The 18748-nt window shown below is 67.2% G+C and carries 12 protein-coding genes; 8 read left to right on the top strand and 4 right to left on the bottom strand.

The features are described from left to right. Window positions 1-58 precede the first annotated feature (58 nt). From KA419_17095 to KA419_17075, 5 genes are all read left to right on the top strand, one after another. On the top strand, window positions 59-358 hold the full coding sequence (locus KA419_17095; GenBank protein MBP7867650.1) for an RNA chaperone Hfq: 300 nt from the start codon (window positions 59-61) through the stop codon (window positions 356-358). A gap of 33 nt (window positions 359-391) precedes the next feature. After that, a complete protein-coding gene (locus KA419_17090) occupies window positions 392-1846 on the top strand; it encodes a pyridoxal-phosphate dependent enzyme (protein MBP7867649.1) in 1455 nt (484 codons plus the stop codon). Beyond that, on the top strand, window positions 1843-3228 hold the full coding sequence (locus KA419_17085) for an 8-oxoguanine deaminase (protein ID MBP7867648.1): 1386 nt from the start codon (window positions 1843-1845) through the stop codon (window positions 3226-3228). The genes KA419_17090 and KA419_17085 overlap by 4 nt, the downstream gene beginning before the upstream one ends. A gap of 319 nt (window positions 3229-3547) precedes the next feature. Next, window positions 3548-4621 (top strand): SPASM domain-containing protein, encoded by a 1074-nt coding sequence (locus KA419_17080; protein MBP7867647.1) that lies wholly within the window; start codon window positions 3548-3550, stop codon window positions 4619-4621. 134 nt (window positions 4622-4755) lie between these two features. After that, window positions 4756-7923: a VCBS repeat-containing protein gene (locus KA419_17075; protein ID MBP7867646.1), complete on the top strand. Its 3168-nt coding sequence runs from the start codon at window positions 4756-4758 to the stop codon at window positions 7921-7923. 275 nt (window positions 7924-8198) lie between these two features. Here the strand turns inward: KA419_17075 and KA419_17070 are convergent, their stop codons facing one another. From KA419_17070 to KA419_17060, 3 genes are read right to left on the bottom strand one after another with little or no spacing between them, the layout of a single operon-like run. Continuing rightward, window positions 8199-10433: a carbohydrate binding family 9 domain-containing protein gene (locus KA419_17070; protein MBP7867645.1), complete on the bottom strand. Its 2235-nt coding sequence runs from the start codon at window positions 10431-10433 to the stop codon at window positions 8199-8201. Window positions 10434-10445: 12 nt separating this feature from the next. After that, window positions 10446-11039 carry a hypothetical protein gene (locus KA419_17065; protein ID MBP7867644.1) on the bottom strand — a complete coding sequence of 198 codons (594 nt, stop codon included), beginning with the start codon at window positions 11037-11039 and terminating at the stop codon, window positions 10446-10448. 31 nt (window positions 11040-11070) lie between these two features. After that, on the bottom strand, window positions 11071-11943 hold the full coding sequence (locus tag KA419_17060) for a YicC family protein (protein ID MBP7867643.1): 873 nt from the start codon (window positions 11941-11943) through the stop codon (window positions 11071-11073). Window positions 11944-13519: 1576 nt separating this feature from the next. Here KA419_17060 and trxB point away from each other — a divergent pair. From trxB to KA419_17045, 3 genes are all read left to right on the top strand, one after another. Beyond that, window positions 13520-14464 (top strand): thioredoxin-disulfide reductase, encoded by a 945-nt coding sequence (trxB, locus tag KA419_17055; GenBank protein MBP7867642.1) that lies wholly within the window; start codon window positions 13520-13522, stop codon window positions 14462-14464. Window positions 14465-14984: 520 nt separating this feature from the next. Beyond that, complete coding sequence (locus tag KA419_17050; GenBank protein ID MBP7867641.1) at window positions 14985-16184, top strand: PPC domain-containing protein; 1200 nt, start codon at window positions 14985-14987, stop codon at window positions 16182-16184. A 16-nt stretch (window positions 16185-16200) separates the two neighbouring features. After that, window positions 16201-17829, top strand: a complete 1629-nt coding sequence (locus KA419_17045) for a formylglycine-generating enzyme family protein (protein ID MBP7867640.1) — start codon at window positions 16201-16203, stop codon at window positions 17827-17829. Window positions 17830-18587: 758 nt separating this feature from the next. Here KA419_17045 and KA419_17040 read toward each other — a convergent pair. Further along, a partial coding sequence (locus KA419_17040; GenBank protein ID MBP7867639.1) for an FG-GAP repeat protein occupies window positions 18588-18748 on the bottom strand: 161 nt, incomplete at its 5' end.

The following is an 18748-nucleotide window of genomic DNA, read 5'->3' as shown; positions in this document are numbered from 1 at the left end:
CTGATTTTGTCATATTCTATCCGCCATGAGGAAACTGATACGCCCCTCGAAGGAAGAGTTGGAGAAAATCCGGAAGCAGTACAGCCACGTGCCGGTCACTGCGCACCGGAGGACCCCCGCCGACTTTACGGGGGAGGAAGGCAAGTGCCTCCAGCGTCACAGCACCCAGAAGACCCCCATGGTGGTGACCCTGGCGAGCGGCGAGGAGATCAAGGGCTGGATCGAGTACTTCGACCTGAACTTTGTCCGGGTCACCGTCAACCGGGGCCCCAACCGGTTCATCTACAAGAAGGACATCCTGCACATCATGGAAGACCCCGCCTTCATGCGCAAACGCCGCTTCCCCCGCGGGTTCTGAACGAAATCAAAATACACTTTTCAGGAGTTTGACATGTTCGATTTGACCATCCATCCCGGTCCGCTCGAGGAAACCGTCGCCCGCTGCCGCCAGCGCGGCATCTTCATCCCCACCTTCGCGCAGATGCGCAACCCGGACCTCGTCCCCGAGTCCGTCCGGCAGGAACTCACCGGCATCGGCCTGTGGGACGTCCACCCCCGCAACCTCTTCCGGATCACCTGGAAGAACGAGCCCAAGGCCTCCGGCGGCCTCTACGGCGGCGTCAACCACATGGTCTTCCCCTCCGAGCTGACGGGCGTGGCCTGCAAGATCGTCGCCCTGGTGGGCAAGTGGTTCCCGACCGGCGCCCACAAGGTGGGGGCGTCCTACGGCTGCCTGGCCCCGAGGCTGGTGACGGGCCAGTTCAACCCCGCCTCCCAGAAGGCCGTGTGGCCCTCCACCGGCAACTACTGTCGCGGCGGGGCCTACGTCTCGAAGCTGCTGGGGTGCCCCTCGGTGGCCATCCTCCCCGAGGAGATGTCCCGGGAGCGCTTCGAGTGGCTGGCGACGATCGCCGACGAGGTGATCGCCACCCCCGGCTGCGAGAGCAACGTCAAGGAGATCTTCGACAAGTGCTGGGAACTGCGCAAGACCCGCCACGACGTGGTGATCTTCAACCAGTTCGACGAGATGGGGAACCGCCTGTGGCACTACGTGGTGACGGGGCCCGCCATGGACGAGGTCCTGGGCAAGGTCGGCGGCCGGCTGGCCGGCGTGGTGCTCTCCTCCGGCTCCGGCGGGACCCTGGGGTCGGGCGAGTACCTCAAGAGCCGCTACCCCACTATCAAGATCGCGGCCGCGGAGGCCCTCCAGTGCCCGACCCTCCTGCGGAACGGCTTCGGCGGCCACCGCATCGAGGGGATCGGCGACAAGCACGTGCCGTGGATCCACAACGTGAAAAACACCGACATGGTGGTCGCCGCCGACGACGAGCACGTCATCCGCTTCCTCCGCCTCTTCAACGAGCCCCTCGGCCAGGAGTGCCTCGTCGGGGAGGGGGTGCCGCGGGACTTCGTGGAGGGACTCCACCTCCTGGGGATCTCGGGGATCGGCAACCTGGCCTGCGCCATCAAGTTCGCCAAGTACTACGAACTGACCGAGAAGGACGTGGTTTTCACCATGCTCACCGACTCCATGGAGCTCTACGGCTCCCGCGTCCGGGAACTCCGCGAGGAACGCGGCGAGTACACCACCCTCCAGGCGGCCCGGGACTTCGAGCGCCTCATGGCCCTCAACACCGAGGACCTGCTGGAGTTGACCTACACCGAGCGCAAGCGGGTCCACAACCTCAAGTACTACACCTGGATCGAGCAGCAGGCGCGGGAACTGGCCGAGCTGAACGCCCAGTGGTACGACTGCGACGCCTTCTGGGGCGGCAACGAGAGCGCGGCGGCCCGGGTGGACGAACTGGTCGCCGAGTTCAACGACCGCGTGGGAGTGGGCAAATGATCCTGCTGAAGGGCTGTTTTCACGTCGCGTCGTTCGACGACGCCGGCTCCGAGTGGAAAGGGTGCGACATCCTGCTGAAGGACGGGGTGATCGAGCGGATCGCACCGTCCATCGAGCTGAGCGCCGAGGAGAAGGTGAAAGCGGAAGTCCTGGACTGCTCGAAGCACCTGGTCATCCCGGGGATGGTGAACACCCACCACCACTTCTACCAGACCCTCACCCGCAACCTCCCCGGGGCCCAGAACGCCAAGCTCTTCGACTGGCTGGTGTACCTCTACCCCATCTGGGCGAAAATCGACGCCGAGGCGGTTTACCAGTCCACCCTGCTGGCCGGGGCGGAGTTGCTCCGGACCGGCGCCACCGCCTCCACGGACCACCTCTACCTCTACCCCCGCGGCTTCGTCGGCGACATGGTGGAACTGCAGTTCGAAGCGGTTTGCCGGTTGGGGATGCGCTTTGCCCCCACCCGCGGCTGCATGACCCGCGGGAAGAGCGCCGGGGGCCTGCCGCCCGACCACGTGGTGCAGACTCCCGACGAGGTGCTCGCGGACATGGCGCGGGCGGTGGAGCGCTTTCACGACCCCTCGCCGCTGTCCATGCGGCGGGTGATCCTGGCGCCCTGCAGCCCGTTCTCCGTGGAGGCCTCCGTGATGGTGGAGACGGCGAAGTTGGCCCGGTCGAAGGGCGTGCTGCTCCACACCCACCTCGTCGAGACCCTGGACGAGGAGGAGTACACGCTGAAGATGCACGGGGTCCGGCCCCTGCGCCTCATGGAGGAGTGGGGCTGGACGGGCCCCGACATCTTCTACGCCCACGGCATCCACTTCAACGACGAGGAACTGGAAGTCCTTCGGAAGACCGGGACCGGCGTGGCCCACTGCCCCACCTCCAACATGCGGCTCGGCTCGGGCATCGCCCGGGTCACCGAGATGCTCCGCAAGGGAATCCGCGTGGGATTGGCCGTGGACGGCTCCGCCTCCAACGACTCCTCGGACATGCTGGGGGAAGTCCGCAACGCCATGCTGCTTCAGCGGGTGCGCTACGGCGCCGACGCCCTGACGGCCCGGGACGCCCTGCGAATGGCCACCCGGGGCGGCGCCGCGCTCCTCGGGCTCGAGCGATGCGGGCAGATCCGCGAGGGGTACGCCGCGGACCTGGCCCTCTTCGACCTGTCGGGGCCGGCCTACGCGGGCGCCCTGTCGGACCCGGTGGCGGCCCTGGTCTTCTGCGGTTACGATCACCGCGCCGACGTCACCATCGTGAACGGCAAGGTGGTGGTGCGCGGCGGGCGCGTCCTCGGCCTCGACGAGGAGGCGCTGACGGCCCGCTGCCACGCGATCTCGCGGCGGATGATGGCGGAGGCGGCCACAACCGCCGGCTGACCGGTCAGGGTCCGGGTGGCGCAACCGTCGGACTTGTCGGACCTGCGCGACGCTCACCGCCCGCTGCCATGCGGTCTCGAAGCGGATGATAGCGGAAGGGGTTTAGGCTGAAGGCTGTCAGGCTGAAGGCCCGGAGCCGCTGTCCCGGTTTTCTCTGCGGTTGCGGAAGATCTGTCGGGCAGGAATCGTCATCCTCGGCCCGCATCCCGTAGGGATGCCATGTCTGTCGTGAGACCGGGGTTTGCATCCGGGAACCCCAGCGGGGTTCCATGTTCCGAATGATCAGTAATTTGAGAAATCGGGCTGACAAGCAAGAACGATGAGCCGAGCGTGTTTGCGGGGAAAGGTGCCGGCGGGGGCGGAGGGTTCCTTCTGCCCCGTGCCCTTCGCCCAGCTGGAGCTGCAACCGACGGGGAACATCTCCCCCTGCTGCTGGCTCGAGCGGGTGAAGCTGGGCAATGCCCGGACGCACTCCCTGGAGGAGGCCTGGAACTCCCCCCGGCTGCGGGCGATCCGGCGCGAGTTCCTGGCGGGCGAGCCCCGGACCTGCCGCCGCCGGATGCGGGAGGTGGGTTGCCACCGCCTTTTCGAACAGCTGCTGGACAAGGTCGCCCTCACCGAGGTCCAGGAACGGCCCCCGCTCCGCTACGACCTGCGCCTGAACGGCCGGTGTTCGCTGAAGTGCCGGATGTGCCGGGTCTGGAAGCAGCCCAGCGGCGCCTGGGACGGGTCGTGGTTCTGGGTGGAAGGCCCCCAGGCGCTCTTCCCGGCGGTGATGGAGATGGACGTCCTCGGGGGGGAGCCCTTCATCCAGGACGACACCTTCCGGCTGATCGACGCGGTCGCGGCGGTCAGCCCCGGCTGCACCTGGGCCTTCTCCACGAACGCGGCCTACGCGTTCTCCCCCCGCCTCACCGACGCCCTGGACAAGGTGCGGATCCGCTGGCTGCAGGTCAGCCTGGATGCCGTCGAGCCGGCCACCTACGCCGCCATCCGGCGCGGCGGGTCGCTGGAGCGGACACTCGGGTGCCTCGACGCCTTCATCGCCTACCGCGACCGCCGGGCGGCCGCCGGCGACGGGTTCACCCTGATGGTCTCCATGTGCGTCCAGAAGGCCAACTGGGCGGAAATCCCCGCCTTTCTCCGCTTCGCCCGGGAGCGGGAACTCCACCCCCTCCTCCAGTACGCCTTCGGCCCCATGCCCCTCTCCCTGACGGCCTTGCCGGTCCGCGAGCAGCGGCGGGTGGCCGCCTTCCTCGAGGAACACGTTCCGCCTGCAGACCACCTGGCCGTCGCTCCCATCCTGGACCCCCTGAAAGCCTTCCTCCGTCGCCCTCTTCACCACGTCCTCGCCCGTCTCTACGCCTTCGCCCGCCGGGCCTCCCGCGCCTGACACCCCTGAGAAGCGGCGCCTTGACAAAATCGGGTACAGGATTGTATACTATGACCAGTTTAAACATTCCTTCCCGGTGGCAAGAATCGCGCTGAGAACTCTTCCGGTAACAGCGATCACAGCAAGGAGGCACGATGAACACGACGCGGGTTCCCTGTATCCTGGCCCTGGCCCTCTGCTTCTTCCTGACCGCGGCTATTGCCTCGGACTGGCTGCCGCAGCCGAGACCCGCGAACCCTGTGGCCACCGGGGCGATGAGTCTGTCCGGCGAGGATACCCTGGATGGGGCCCCGCGAGCTCTTTCCCACCGGCGGCCCCGGGCCGGGTTTTCGCCCGGGGCGGCATCCCCGGGCTTCCATCGCGACCTTCGCGATGCGGGCTCCGGGTTGGACGCGGTCCTGGCGGCCACCCCCGGCGACGAGCGGTGGGACGGCCGGTTCTTCTGGACCGGGTTCGATGGCCCGGTCTACGTGACGACTTTCGACCCGAGAGGCAACCTGGTGGTGGGCGGGGCGTTCACCCGGATCGGGGACGTCCAGGCGAACTACCTCGCTTACTGGAACGGGACGACCTGGGCCCCATTCGGCACTGGGCTGAACAGCGCGGTTGAAACCATCATCTTCAAAGACACCGACATGTACGTGGGTGGCTACTTCACCACCGCCGGTGGCGTGTCGGCAAACTATGTCGCCAAGTGGGACGACACGGAATGGTCGGCGCTCGGGACCGGCATGAACAATGCGGTCTTCTGTCTGACGTCCGACGGGACCTGCCTCTACGCCGGGGGGCAGTTCACGACGGCCGACGGCTCAACGGCAAACAACATCGCCTGCTGGGATGGCATGGCCTGGTCCGCGCTGGGGTCCGGCTGTGACCAGATGGTTCTGTCCATGGTCGTGATCGGCAGCGACTTGTACGCCGGCGGTTACTTCACCCAGGCCGGCGGGACCACGGCGGACTGTGTCGCCGTCTGGGACGGGACGAACTGGGCGGCCGTGGGTAGCGGGATGAATGACGGGGTGGAAACGCTGGCGACAGACGGGACCAACCTGTATGCCGGCGGCTATTTCACTCTCGCCAGCGGCGGTACGGTGAACCACGTGGCCAAATGGGACCCCGCGGTGGGTTGGGTCGCTCTCGGGACCGGTACGGACAAGGAAGTATGGGTGATTCGGTGGATCGGCGGCAACCTCTATGCCGGCGGTTATTTCCACACGGCCGGGGGAGTGCCGGTCAACCACGTCGCCTATTGGGACGGGACGAACTGGAACGCGATGGGGACCGGGACCAATTATTTCGTCGAGTCGATAACGTTTTATGGAACTGATGTTTACGTTGGGGGAGGCTTTTCGCGGGCTGGCGGGGTACCCGTGGACTACGTCGCCCGGTACCGGACAGGGGCCTGGGAACCCCTGGGGACCTTCGACGGCCTCGGGCTGAACAGCTACATCTACGCACTCGCATCCCATGAAGGCCAGGTCTACGCCGGGGGACTCTTCACCCAGGCGGGGGGCGTGGAGGCGCTGCACCTGGCCCGGTGGACCGGGACCGGGTGGGACGCCCCATGCGGGAACACGGACGAACTGGTCATGTGCCTTTCCTCCTACGGTTCCAACCTTTACGCTGGGGGATACTTCACCGAGGCCGGCGGGGTGGCGGCCAACTATATCGCCCGGTGGGATGGGACCACCTGGTCGCCCCTGGGGTCAGGGTTGAGCGGCAATTGCCGCGCCATCCTCGCCAACGGCAGCACGGTCTGGGCCGGTGGGGCATTCACCCAGGCCGGGGGCACGGTGGTGAACCGGATCGCCAAGTGGAACGGGACGGCCTGGTCGGCCCTGATGAGCGGGGTCAGCAGTTCCGTCTACGCCCTGGCGGTCATGGGGCCCGATCTCTACGTCGGCGGTTCCTTCACCACGGCGAGCGGCACCACCGTGAACCGGATCGCCCGGTGGAACGGCGCCTCCTGGTCGGCACTGGGTACCGGGATGGACAGTACGGTCAACGCCCTGGCCACGGACGGGACCTACCTCTACGCGGGGGGCCATTTCACCATGGCCGGCGGTTCCCCCGCCTCGCACGTCGCCCGTTGGAACGGGACGACCTGGTCGGCGCTCGGCGGCGGCCTGAACAATGACGTGAACACGCTGACGGTGGATGGGCAGTACCTCTACGCCGGGGGCTTGTTCACCACCGCGGACGGTGCGACGGCCAACTTCATCGCCCGGTGGGACGGCACCTCCTGGACGAACCTGGGCAGCGGCACCAACAACTCCGTCCGCGGCATCCTGGCGGGCAACGACACCGTCTACGCCGGGGGGACCTTCACCCAGGCCGGCGGGAAGCCGTCCTTCAAGTTCGGCATCTTCCACCCGGTCACCGCCGCGGTGGACTTCGACGCGGACGCGGTGACCGACATCCTGTGGCGCCACGACGCCTCCGGGATGCTCTCGGCCTGGACGATGAGTGCGACGGGGGTGACGGGGAACCTCTTCCTGGGCGGCATCGGCTCCACCGACTGGCAGATCGCCGGGGTGGGCGACATCAACGGGGACGGCCAGAAGGACATTCTCTGGCGGAACATGGTGAACGGCGACATGTCCGTGTGGTTCGCCGGCGCGCAGGGTTACCTGGGCTCCATGTCCCCGGGATCCGTGGACGTCTCCTGGAAGATCGTGGGACTGGCCGACGCCGACGGCGACCGGAAGGCGGACATCTTCTGGCGCAACGACACCACGGGCACCCTGTCCCTGTGGTACCTCGACGAGAACGGCCTCAAGGGGACCGGCTTCGTCGGCGGCATCGGGAGCACCGACTGGAAGGTGCAGGGCGTGGGCGACTTCGACGGCGACGGCAAGGCCGACATCCTCTGGCGGCAGGTGTCCACGGGGACGATGTCCATCTGGTTCGTCACGGAGGCGGGCTACGTGGGCAACATGTCCCCGGGCACGGTGGACCCCTCCTGGGTGATCGTGGGCCTGGGGGACGCGGACGGGGACCGGAAGGCGGACATCTTCTGGCGGAACGACACGTCCGGGACGCTTTCCCTGTGGTTCATCGACGAGACGGGCCTCAAGGGCACGGCCTTCGTGGGGGGGATCGCCTCCACCGACTGGCAGGTGAAGGGGATCGGCGACTTCGACGGGGACGGCAAGAGCGACGTGTTCTGGCGGCAGACGTCCACGGGGGCGATGTCGATCTGGTTCGTCACCGAGCTTGGCTACCTCGGCGACATGTCCCCCGGGACGGTGGACCCGTCCTGGGTTACCTGGAACCACGTGATCTTCGCCGGCGGGGTGTGAAGTACGCGCGCCGTAGCGATGGGGGAAGGGTAGAGGAGCGCAAGCGCCGGGCTCGGCTCGCCCGGCGTACCCGTACGCGCGCCGCTCCGCGGACTGCACGGCGCGGGGAAAGCGGCGCTCTGGAAGCCTTTGCGCCGTACTCCACGGCTGCGACTGCAATTGCGATTGCGACTGCGATTGCGATACCGATACCGATACCGATACCGATACCGAGGGCAACCCCTCCGACCTACAGCCTACAGCCTAAACCCCTACAGCCTAATCCCTACAGCCTTTTACGGCCTCCACGTATACTGAAACTTCACCGCGACCTGGTCGTAGGCGGGCACGAAGTACCGGTCGCCCGGGTTGCCGGGGCTCGGGAGGTTGTTCCACCCGTGGTTCCAGACCACGAAGAGGTCGGTCCCCGGCTTCACCGTCCACCGGAGGCGGGCGTTGACCCCCACGTTCTGGCTGACGTTGTCGTACTGGAGGTAGACGTTGAAGTTCAGGTCGGGTGACCACGCGTAGGCGAGCTTCCACTGGAGCAGGCGCTGGATGAAATGGCCCGTGGCCAGCCGGCCCTCCACGTACTCGTACCCGAGACTCGTGTTCAGGGCGGCGTTCGGGTGGAAGGCGAAAGTGCCCTCGTACTGGCTCAGACGGCCGTTGTAGAAGGTGCCCAGCACCACCCAGGACGACAGCTGCCACCAGCGCTGGCTGCCGGTTGAGAACCCGCCGCTCACCCGGTCGAAGCGGTAGACCCCGGCCGGGATGGTGACGTTTTCCGCGATCTCGAAGGGTTCTTCGAGGTACTCGTAGTAGGAGTTGTAGCCCACCTCGACATAGTCGCCCGAATCGAAGGTGACCCCGAAGGGAGACAACCAGATGCTGCGGCTCTCGAGCCGGCCTTCGGACTGCCAGACCAGGTTGGCGTAGGCTTCGAAGCTGAGCCGGCGGAGGCCCCAGCGCTGCGGGCGCGGCTTGTAATCGAACCCGTAGGTGAGGTTCCGGATGCCCGGGCGCGGAAGAAAGCCCAGCGCGGGGTCGAGGCCCTCGCCGAAGACCTTGTAGGTCAGGGACGTGTCGATGCGGTCGTTGGGGTAGTCCACCTGGAAACCCCACCCGTACGGCCGGTCCCGCCCGGAGGCGTTGCGGGAGTAGACGGCCCACCCGCCGGCGATGAAGTTCTTGTCGCCGCGGAACCGGCTGGTCTGGTAGACGAAATCCACCCCGAAGAGAGAGTTGGGGTTTGTCCCGTCCGGGTCGCCGTCGGTGACGATGGCGCCGATGTAGCTCTCCTCGAAAACGTTCTGCTTGACCCGGGCGACGAAAAGGTTTTGCCGGGGGAGCCCCAGGTCGTCGACGGCCTTGGTCCCGACGTCGAGGACCCCCAGGTTGGTGCTTCCCAGGCGCCCCCAGAGTTTGCCCCCCGCCAGGATGGGGACCTGTTCCCCGCTCACCAGGCCGATCCGACGGCTGAAAAAGGGGATGAAGGACGATCCGAGGCCGACGCCGAAGTCGAAGATGGTGGCGCCCTCCAGGAAGAAACTGCGTTTCTCCGGGAGGAAGAGGGGGAAGCGGGTGATGTTGATCTGGCGGGCGTCGACCTCCGTCTCGGCGAAGTCCGTGTTGTAGGTGAAGACCGCGTTGAGGTTGCCGGTCAGGCTCTTGTAGACGTCGAAGCCGGCGTCGAAGCGGTTGTCGCGGGGCGTGCCGGCGGTGATGTCCCGGGTGCTGTGGAGGGCCGCGTAGGGGCGGACGGAGAGGCCCTTCCCCTGGTCGAGGCCGTCGATGCCGGTGAGGAGCCCCGCCAGGGCGGGGGTGGAGAAATTGGCGTCCCGGCGGGGGCTCGCCCAGCGGTCCGTCTCGTGCTTTCGGATGATCTGCCGCTCCACGTTGAAGCCCCAGGTGTTCAGCCCGGGCTTGAAGGTGATGGTGCGCGTGGGGATGGCGATCTCGACGGACCACCCCTCGGCCGTCCGGCGGGACCGGCCTTCCCAGATGCCGTCCCAGGAGTAGTCCGAGTAGTCGCCTTTCGCGAGGCCGTCCCGGATCGCCCCCGCGGGGTTGATTTCGAAGACGTAGGCGTTCCGTCGATCGAGGAAGGTGTCCAGGAGGATGCGGATGTGGTCGTCGGTCCAGAGTTCGCCTTCCCGGGCCTTGGTGGAGGCCTTCACCTGGCCGGGCTCCCGGTCGCGGCAGAGGATCCCGAAGTAGAGGTTGTCCCGGTCCCGGAGGACGCGGACCTCGGTGGCTTCGGTGGCTTCCTGGCCGGGGTCCGGTTCCTGCTGATAAAGGCGGAAGGCCGGCGCGGCCTCCTCCCAGGCGGGGTCCGAGAGGTCGCCGTCGATCCGGGGCGGCCTGTCCACCCGCCGCGCCTCGTAGGTGGGCACGTCGTCCGCCGCCCGGGGGGCCGCGCACGGGAGGGCGAGCGCCAGGGCGAGAAACAGGAGGCGAACCCTGACCGGCGGGGCCGCGGGACGGCTCGGGCGTGACCGGCGACCGGGGTTTCGGGGGGGGCCGTTCAAGCGGCGCATCCTTCAGAAACCGAGCCCCAGCTCGGTGGTGACGACCTCGATCTGGAAGTCCCGGTGCCGGACGTCGAAGACGAACCCGGGGGGGTAGTCCTTGGTCGCCTGGATGAGCTGGTACAGGTCGATCTTGTTGCCCCCCGCCGCCAGGGCCGCGTCGATGAAGCGGAGGGCGATCTGGAGGGTGAGGGTGTGATCGGGCTTGTCCCGGGGGGTCACCGACACCACCAGGCGGTCGGCCCGAATCGCGACCGTGTACTTCATCCCCTTGTTTTCGAAGGGGATGGGGCCGATGTTGCCGGCGTGCCGGATCTGGGACCACGCGGCCTTCAGGTCGAGGTCGACGCCGCCCGTGTTCAGGTCGAGGACCCCGTTGTGCAGGCGGGTCAGTTGAGCGGTTTTCAGTCCGTACTGCAGAAGATTGACGGGGAAGAAGAGGGTGGCGCCCAGGCCGGCGACGCGATTCTCCTTCAGCCGGATGACGACGAGGCGCCCCCAGTCGCCGGCGGCGGCGAAACCGGGGAGGGCCGTCAGCAGCAGTGCAGCGGCGAGAAGGGCCCGGCGGGGCAGCCCGCGGCCGGGTTCGGTGGCGTGCGGTCTCATCGTCGACGTCCTCCCCGGGGCGGCCCTGTGCTCAGTCGATGTTCTGGACCTGCTCCCGGATCTTTTCCAGTTCGGCCTTCACGGTGATCCCCTCCCGGCTGATCTCGGTCATCTCGGCCTTGGAGAGGATGGTGTTGATCTCCCGGTTCATCTCCTGGACGATGAAGTCGAGGCGCTTGCCCACCCCCGAACCGTCGCCCAGGGCCTGGAGGAACTGGGACAGGTGGGAGCGGAAGCGGTCGATCTCCTCGGCGATCTCCGTGCGGTTGGCCCACCAGGCGGCCTCCTGGAGCAACCGGTCCTCGTCCAGCCGCGAGTCGGTCAGGATCTCCCGGATACGGGTCCGCATCCGTTCCAGGCTCCGGGCCCTGGCCTCCTCCCGGAAGGCGGCGATCCGGTCCAGGGCGGCACGCATGAGGGCCGCTCTCTCCTCGAGCACGGCGCGGAGGTTCTCTCCTTCCGCGGCCCGCATCGCCTTGAGGGCGCCGAGCGCGCGGTCCACCGTTTCCAAAACCGGTTCACGGATCCGCTCCCAGAGCGTCTCTCCTCCCACGGTGGCTTCGATGACCCCCGGGAGACGGATGATGTCCCGGAGGTGAACGGGGTCGGGGAAGCCCAGGTTCTGGTGCACCTTGTCCAGGAGGTCCTTCCACCGGCGGATGGTGCTTTCGTTCACGGACGGGTCCACCACCCCGGACCAGCGAACGTCCAGGTAAAACTCCACCCGGCCCCGGGCCACGGCGGAGCGGATCCGCTCCCGGATGGAGGACTCCAGCCGGGGCGGCAGCCCCGGGCTCTTCACGATGAGGTCAAGGTAACGCGAGTTGACGGATTTCACCTGGACGCTGATCTCGGCGCCCTCGCCGGACAGGGTGGCCGTACCGTATCCCGTCATGGATTCCATCGGCATCTCCAAAAAGCATGTTACGGGAGAAAGCAGCGGAAGTTGCGCCCGTCTCCCTCCCAGGGGGCAACCGTGTGAACTATCTCACAAAGGGGGGGGGAATGGCAAGGAGTGAAAGGAGGCGGAAGGCTGTTAGGCTGAAGGCTGAAGGCTGTTAGGCTGAAGGCTGTTAGGCTGAAGGCTGTTAGGCTGAAGGCTGTTAGGCTGAAGGCTGTCAGGCTATAGGCTGTAGTGCCTTCAGAGTATAGTCTTTGTCAAATTGAGCAACAATTGGAAAGAGCGGTTTTGCTCCCGCCGCCTTCGGGGCGGGTTGCCCCTGCGCTGCCACGTCTTGACCCCGGGGCGGCGCCGCGGACGCCCATCACCTTTTCGCGCTCCGGCTTGGGCTCCCCGGCGTCTGCGGGGGGATCAAACGCACCCTGAAAGGGTGCAGGGAAGGCGGGTTGTTTCCGGCCTGTCCTCCCCGGACCGGAAGGCCTCACCCGGGGATGCCGCCCCCCAACTCCACACGCAGCGTTCCTGTTTCCCCTTTTCTGGTTTTCCTGCGTACTCAGTGGTTCAAATCCTTCCGCGGTTATTCCGTTTCCGTTTTATCCGTGCTTATCCGTGTCCATCCGTGGTTTTTTTCCGGTTTATCCGGGTTGGGCTGTAGTCCCTACGAAGTAAGATCTTTGGCAAAATGAGCAAGATTTGAAATCGTCGGTGGGCTCCCACCGCTTTCAGAGCGGGGAAACCCGATGCGGGGACGGAGGAGGGAATCCCGGCAGCGTCGTCCGGCATGCCCCGGGGCTAAAAGGCCCCGTTTGTGCCATTCCGGGTCCGGAATCGACGTATCCGGTCTCTCGCAAAGACGCCAGGACGCAAAGCCTCGCAAAGGAATCCCCCTTTTCCGGTTCCGGCTTTGCGAGGCTTTGCGTCTTTGCGCCTTTGCGAGAGGTAAAGACCGCCAGTTTTTTTTCTGGAGCGTTCGAATGATCCGTGTCCATCCGTGTCCATCCGTGTTTTCTCTCCGGTTTATCCAGGTTGGGCTGTAGGCTGCAGGTCCGGAGGGGTTCCCCTCGGTATCGGTATCGGTATCGCAATCGCAATCGCAATCGCAATCGCAGTCGCAATCGCAGCCGCAGCCGCTGTCGCAGCCGGGATCGGCGGCCCCCCTTGCGACGGCAGCCCGCAACCCCCGATCTCCTCAGTTCCTTGCGGAGTGCGGCGCGCAGGCTGCCGGAGCGCCGCTTTGACCGCGCCGCGCAGGCCGCCGGAGCGGCGCGACCCCGATGCGACCCATGCGCCACAAATGAAACGCAGGCGCGCAGGCACAGGTCGGAGGGCACCGAACTTCTCGCAGGCATGAAGGCGCCGGGATGAAACCGAGCGAGAAAATCCGCTTGCCATTTCGCGCTTTTCATGGTTCTTTTGATCGCCTGAACGGAAGTTCCCCGGGGTCTTCGGCGTCGAAACCGATGCCGTCGCCGGGTCCGGGACCGCCTTTGAAAGCGATTTCCATGCCGGCCCTTCGCTTCCGATTCTTTTTCAGGGGCCGGGCATCTATCCGTTTTGATTTTTCAGGGGAGGAGCAATCATGACCGACATCCGGAACTGCAAGGTCGCCATCGTCGGGACGGGCCCCGCGGGCCTCACCGCCGCCATCTACGCCGCCCGGGCGAACCTCGCCCCCCTCGTTTTCGAGGGGCTCCAGCCGGGCGGGCAACTGACCATCACCACGGACGTGGAAAACTACCCGGGCTTTCCCGAGGGGGTCACGGGCCCCGACATGATGGACCTCTTCCGCCGTCAGGCCCTGCGCTTCGGGGCGGAGTGCCTCGGGGCGTCCGTCACTCACGCGGACCTCTCGAGCCGCCCCTTCGCTCTCTCGGACGACGCCGGCAACCGCTACGCCGCCGAGACCCTGGTGATCGCCACCGGGGCTTCCGCCAAGTACCTGGGGATCCCCTCGGAGAAGGCGCTGATGGGGAAGGGGGTGTCCGCGTGCGCCACCTGCGACGGTTTCTTTTACCGCGGCAAGGAAGTGGCGGTGGTGGGCGGCGGCGACACCGCCATCGAGGAGGCGGTCTTTTTGACCCGCTTCTGCACGAAGGTCACGCTGGTGCACCGGCGGGACGCCCTCCGCGCCTCCAAGATCATGCAGGAAAAGGCGCTCCGGAACCCGAAGCTGGCCTTCGCCTGGAACTCGGTGGTGGAGGAGGTCCTGGGGACGCCGGAATCGGGCGTCACGGGGCTCCGGCTGAAGAACGTGAAAACGGGGGAGCTGTCCGACCTGCCGTGCCACGGTGTCTTCATCGCCATCGGCCACCAGCCCAACACCGCCATCTTCAAGGGGCAGCTGGAGATGAACGAGGTGGGCTACATCCTCACCCGGGGGAAGTCCACGAAGACCAGCGTGGAGGGCGTCTTTGCCTGCGGGGATTCCCAGGACCCCACCTACCGCCAGGCCATCGTGGCCGCGGGTACCGGCTGCATGGCCGCCATCGACGCCGAGCGCTTCCTGGAGGAGCACGCGGGCTGAGGGGGGAAGGGTACAAACCACGATCCCCGCGAACACGCGGCTGCGGTGAATGCGGGCACGCCTCCGGATGTCTTCTTCCGCGCTTTCCCCTTGTGCCCCTGCCCGTTGGCTCCTTCCGTCCCTTTGGTCCTTTTGGTCCTTTGGGTCCCTTCGTCCTTTCCCGCTCCAGGGCTGCCAGGGCGCGGCGGGCCGGCGAGAAGGCCGGCGCCTTCCCCCGGCGCCTTCCCGCCCTTGTTATCGCTTCGGGAAGGGGCGTGGTTCGATTTGGGGCCGCGCCGCTCCGGCGGCCTGCGCGGCGCGGGGAAAGCGGCGCTCCGGCAGCCTCCGCGCCGAACGCCCCGGGACGGTGCCCGGTTTTTCGCGCCCGCCACCTGTGATTTTCCCCATACAAAGTGCGATCTGTGGCAATTGTGCTTTTTGTGCAAAGGGTTAGACTGGAATCAAGGGAGGAGGGGCGGGATGCCCCGAGACTCCCGAAAACAGCTGGTCGGACCGGCTGGGTTACACCTGGAGGTGAATCATGAAAACCCGGAACCTGCTTCGAACCCTTTGCCTGCTGACCCTCGCCGCCCTGGCCGCCGGCACCGTGTCGGCCGGCTCGGCCTACCTCCTCCCGCAGATCGCCGACGGCCGCTCCGGCAGCCTGACGCTGAGCACCCACTTCTCCGTACACAACCCCGGCAGCTACGACGCCTCGGTGACCCTGCGCTTCTACCAGGATTCGGGGTCCGCCTGGACGGTAAGCCTGCGGAGCTACGACCGCACCGACGCCGACGGGGCGCGGTCCTCCACGACCTTCACCCTCGGCCCCCACGAGACGGCGGTGTTCTTCACCCAGGGGGCCGCTCCCCTGGCGACCGGGTGGGCGCGCGTGGAGTCCAACCGCCCGCTGGTGGTCTCGGCGGGCTACACCGCGGTGGACAGCAGCGTCTCCCCGGCGAGGCCGCTCTGGGAAGTCGGCGTGCTGCCGTCCGCCTGTGCCACGGAGTTCACCTTCGAGGCCAACGTCAGCGCGGACGACAGTTTCACGGGGATCGACGTCACCACCGCCTACGCCGTCGTCAACCCCAACGACTACGACGCCAACGTGACCGTGACGCTCCACAACCGGATCGGCAAATCGGTGGGCGCCACGAAGAGCCTCTTCCTTCCGGGGGGGGCGCACCAGTCCCGCTACCTGACGGAACTCTTCAGCGACTACGCGTTCAGCGGCCGCTTTCACGGCACCGTCCGCTTCACCAGCAACGTCAACGTGTCCGTGGTGGCCCTGCGGCAATCCGCGGGGTCGGGGGGCACGGTGGTCCTCTCCACCCTCTCCTGCCTCCCGGACGGGGAGATGAAACACCAGGTCCTCCACGAGACGGAGCCCAACGGCACCTACGCAGCTTCCCAGTTCGTGAGCCTCCCGGCGGAGATCATGGGCACCGTCAACAGCTACAACGACACGTCGGACACCGACACCTACCAGTTCACCCTGACCACCGGGGACGTCCTGACGGCCACCATCCTCAGCGAATCGCTCGGGGCCCCGCTGGAAGCCGAACTCAGGCTCTACCGCGCCGACAACGTCCTGATGGAGGCCGTGGCCTCGATCGGGAACGGCGACCCGCGCCTCCGCTGGACGACCACCGCCACGGGCATCTACTACCTTCAGGTGCGCTCGGCGGGCGCCAGCTACGGCCGGGACGCCTACTACCGCCTGCTGATCCTGAAGAAGTAACCCAAGGAGCAACACCATGAGGAAATACGCTGCTCAACGGCTAATTCGCTTCGCTTCACTCCTGTTTGCCCTGTTGCTCGGTCTTGCCGGTGCCCCCCTCGCCCAGACCCACTGGTACGGCGTCCACCTCACCGAGGCGGCCCCCTGGGTGACCACCCTCCACGTCCACAACAACGGCGATGCCGAGGCCCCCTTCACCCTGACCGTCCGGGGGGCCGACGGGACGCCGGTCCACCAGGAGGAGTACGTCGCCCCCGGCCGCGGCGCGGCGGTCCTCGTCTTCCCCACGGGCGCCGGTTACGCCCCGGGCCCGGGGGAGGTCCTGATGACGCCCGTGGAAGGGACCTTCGAGGTGACCGCGGCGTCCGGGAAGGTCCGGCCAAGGGTGTGCTACCGCTACGGCTCCACCCCCTCCGTCTCGGAGTTCTTCCTCCGCTCCACCTGGGCCCTGGAGTACCTGCTGCCCAACACGGTGCAGTCCCACTTCTCCTGGGCGGGGGTTGCGATGATGAACCCCGGCGGCAACCCCCTCGTGGTGACCCTGACGGCCTTCCGGGGCGGGACGGCCCGGGGCGAGACGACGGTGACGGTGGGCCCCGGGGCGAAGTACGTCCGGCTCTCCACCGAGATCTGGGCCGGGCTCGGATACACGGACTTCGACCATGTCCGGGTCTCGGCCGCGTCCCCGTTCCCGCCCCCCATCACCATCGTGGGCAACACCGCCCAGGACCGCCACGTCTACTTCAACGGCGAGGCCACCGACACGGATCTGCCCCCGGCCGGGGGGACGACGGTCGCGGTGGACCCCATCGCCGGGAACCTTCGCTGCGTCCCCGCCGGGACCTTCACCCAGGGGAGCACCGGGGTCCCGTGCCAGGGGATGGACGAGGGCGCCTTCACCCACCGCTTGACCCGCTCCGTCGCCATGATGGAAACGGAGGTCACCCGGGGGATGTGGGCGGCCCTGCGCGTCCTCCGGCCCTCCCTCCCGGAGGACCCCTGCGGGGTGGCGACCTCTCCGGATCACCCGCTGGTGGAGGCGACCTGGTACGAGGCCGTCCTCTTCGCCAACCTCCTCTCCCTCGAGCGGGGGCTGACCCCGTGCTACTACACCGACGCCTCGCGGGCGGTCCCCATCGACGCCACGAACTACGCCGACAACGACGCCGTTCACTGCGCGTTCGACGCCCCGGGCTACCGGCTCCCGACGGAAGGGGAGTGGGAGTGCGCCTGCCGGGCGGGCACGACGACCCCCTTCTTCGTCCCGGAACCCGGCTACACCACCGGGAATTGCAGCCAGTCGTCCGTTGCCGGGATGTACCTGGTCCTGGAGACGGTGGTCCGGTTCAAGGGGAACAGCGGCGGTGCCGGCACGCCCTTCCCGGTGGGGGAACTCCTGCCGAACGCCTGGTCCCTGTACGACCTGTCCGGCAACGTGAGCGAGTGGGTCTGGGACCGGTACGAGTGGTATCCGTCGGGCAGCCTCGTCGATTACACGGGGCCGGCCGGCGGCAGCATGCACACGACCCGGGGAGGATGCTGGGAATCCGACGCCCGGCATGTTCGTTCGTCGAGCCGGGGAAGCACCAACCGGTACATGCGGCACGAAGACGTCGGGTTCCGCCTCGTCCGGACGATGCCGTGAGATTCGGCTGAAGGCTGTTAGGCTGAAGGCTGTTAGGCTGAAGGCTGTTAGGCTGAAGGCTGTTAGGCTGAAGGTCCGGAGATCTTTCCTTCGGTATCGGTATCGGAATCGGTATCGCAATCGCAGTCGCAGTCGCCATCGCAATCGCTGTCGCCATCGCAATCGCTGTCGCAACGGGGAACTCGGTCGCAGCTGGGATCGGTGCCTCCCCTGGCGACGGCAGCCCGCAGCCATCGATCTCCTCCCCTCCTTGCGGAGTGCGGCGCGCAGGCTGCCGGAGCGCCGCTTTGACCGCGCCGCGCAGGCCGCCGGAGCGGCGCGACCCCGACGCGACCCATGCGCCTTAAATGAAACACAGGCACGCAGGCACAAGGCGTAGGGTGCCGAACATCTTGCAGGTATGAGGGCGACCGGATGAAACCGAGGCGCGGAGGCACGGAGATGCGGTACTCCCGGTCATCGTGAACCGCCCACGCGCGCGCCTCGGCTCGGCGCGCATACTTGCCGTACGCCGGGCGAGCCGAGCCCGGCGCTGGCATCATGCCTCCCCCTTGGCCAGGCGCGCGCCTCGGCTCGGCGCGCGTACTTGCCATACGCCGGGCGAGCCGAGCCCGGCGCAAACATCCCTTCCTGTCTCCTTGGCCAGGCGCGCGCCTCGGCTCGGCGCGCGTACTGGCGTACGCCGGGCGAGCCGAGCCCGGCGTTGGCGTCGTGCCTCCCCCTCGGCCGGGCGCGCGCCTCGGCTCGGCGCGCGTACTTTAGTCCGACAGTTCCCAGGTCGTGCCGACCGCAACGAAGGGGGCGGTGCCCGTCACCGCCACCCCGTCCAGGTACCACACCGCGTTCGCCCCGCTGACCCGGTTCCGCCACATCACGTCCGGCTTCCCGTCCCCGTTGAAGTCCCCCACCGCCCCCAGGT

The sequence above is a fragment of the Acidobacteriota bacterium genome, from assembly GCA_018001935.1.
GTDB lineage: Bacteria > Acidobacteriota > JAAYUB01 > JAAYUB01 > JAAYUB01 > JAGNHB01.
The sequence above is the reverse complement of the archived record's forward strand: the minus strand, read 5'-3'. Positions and strand labels throughout refer to the sequence as shown.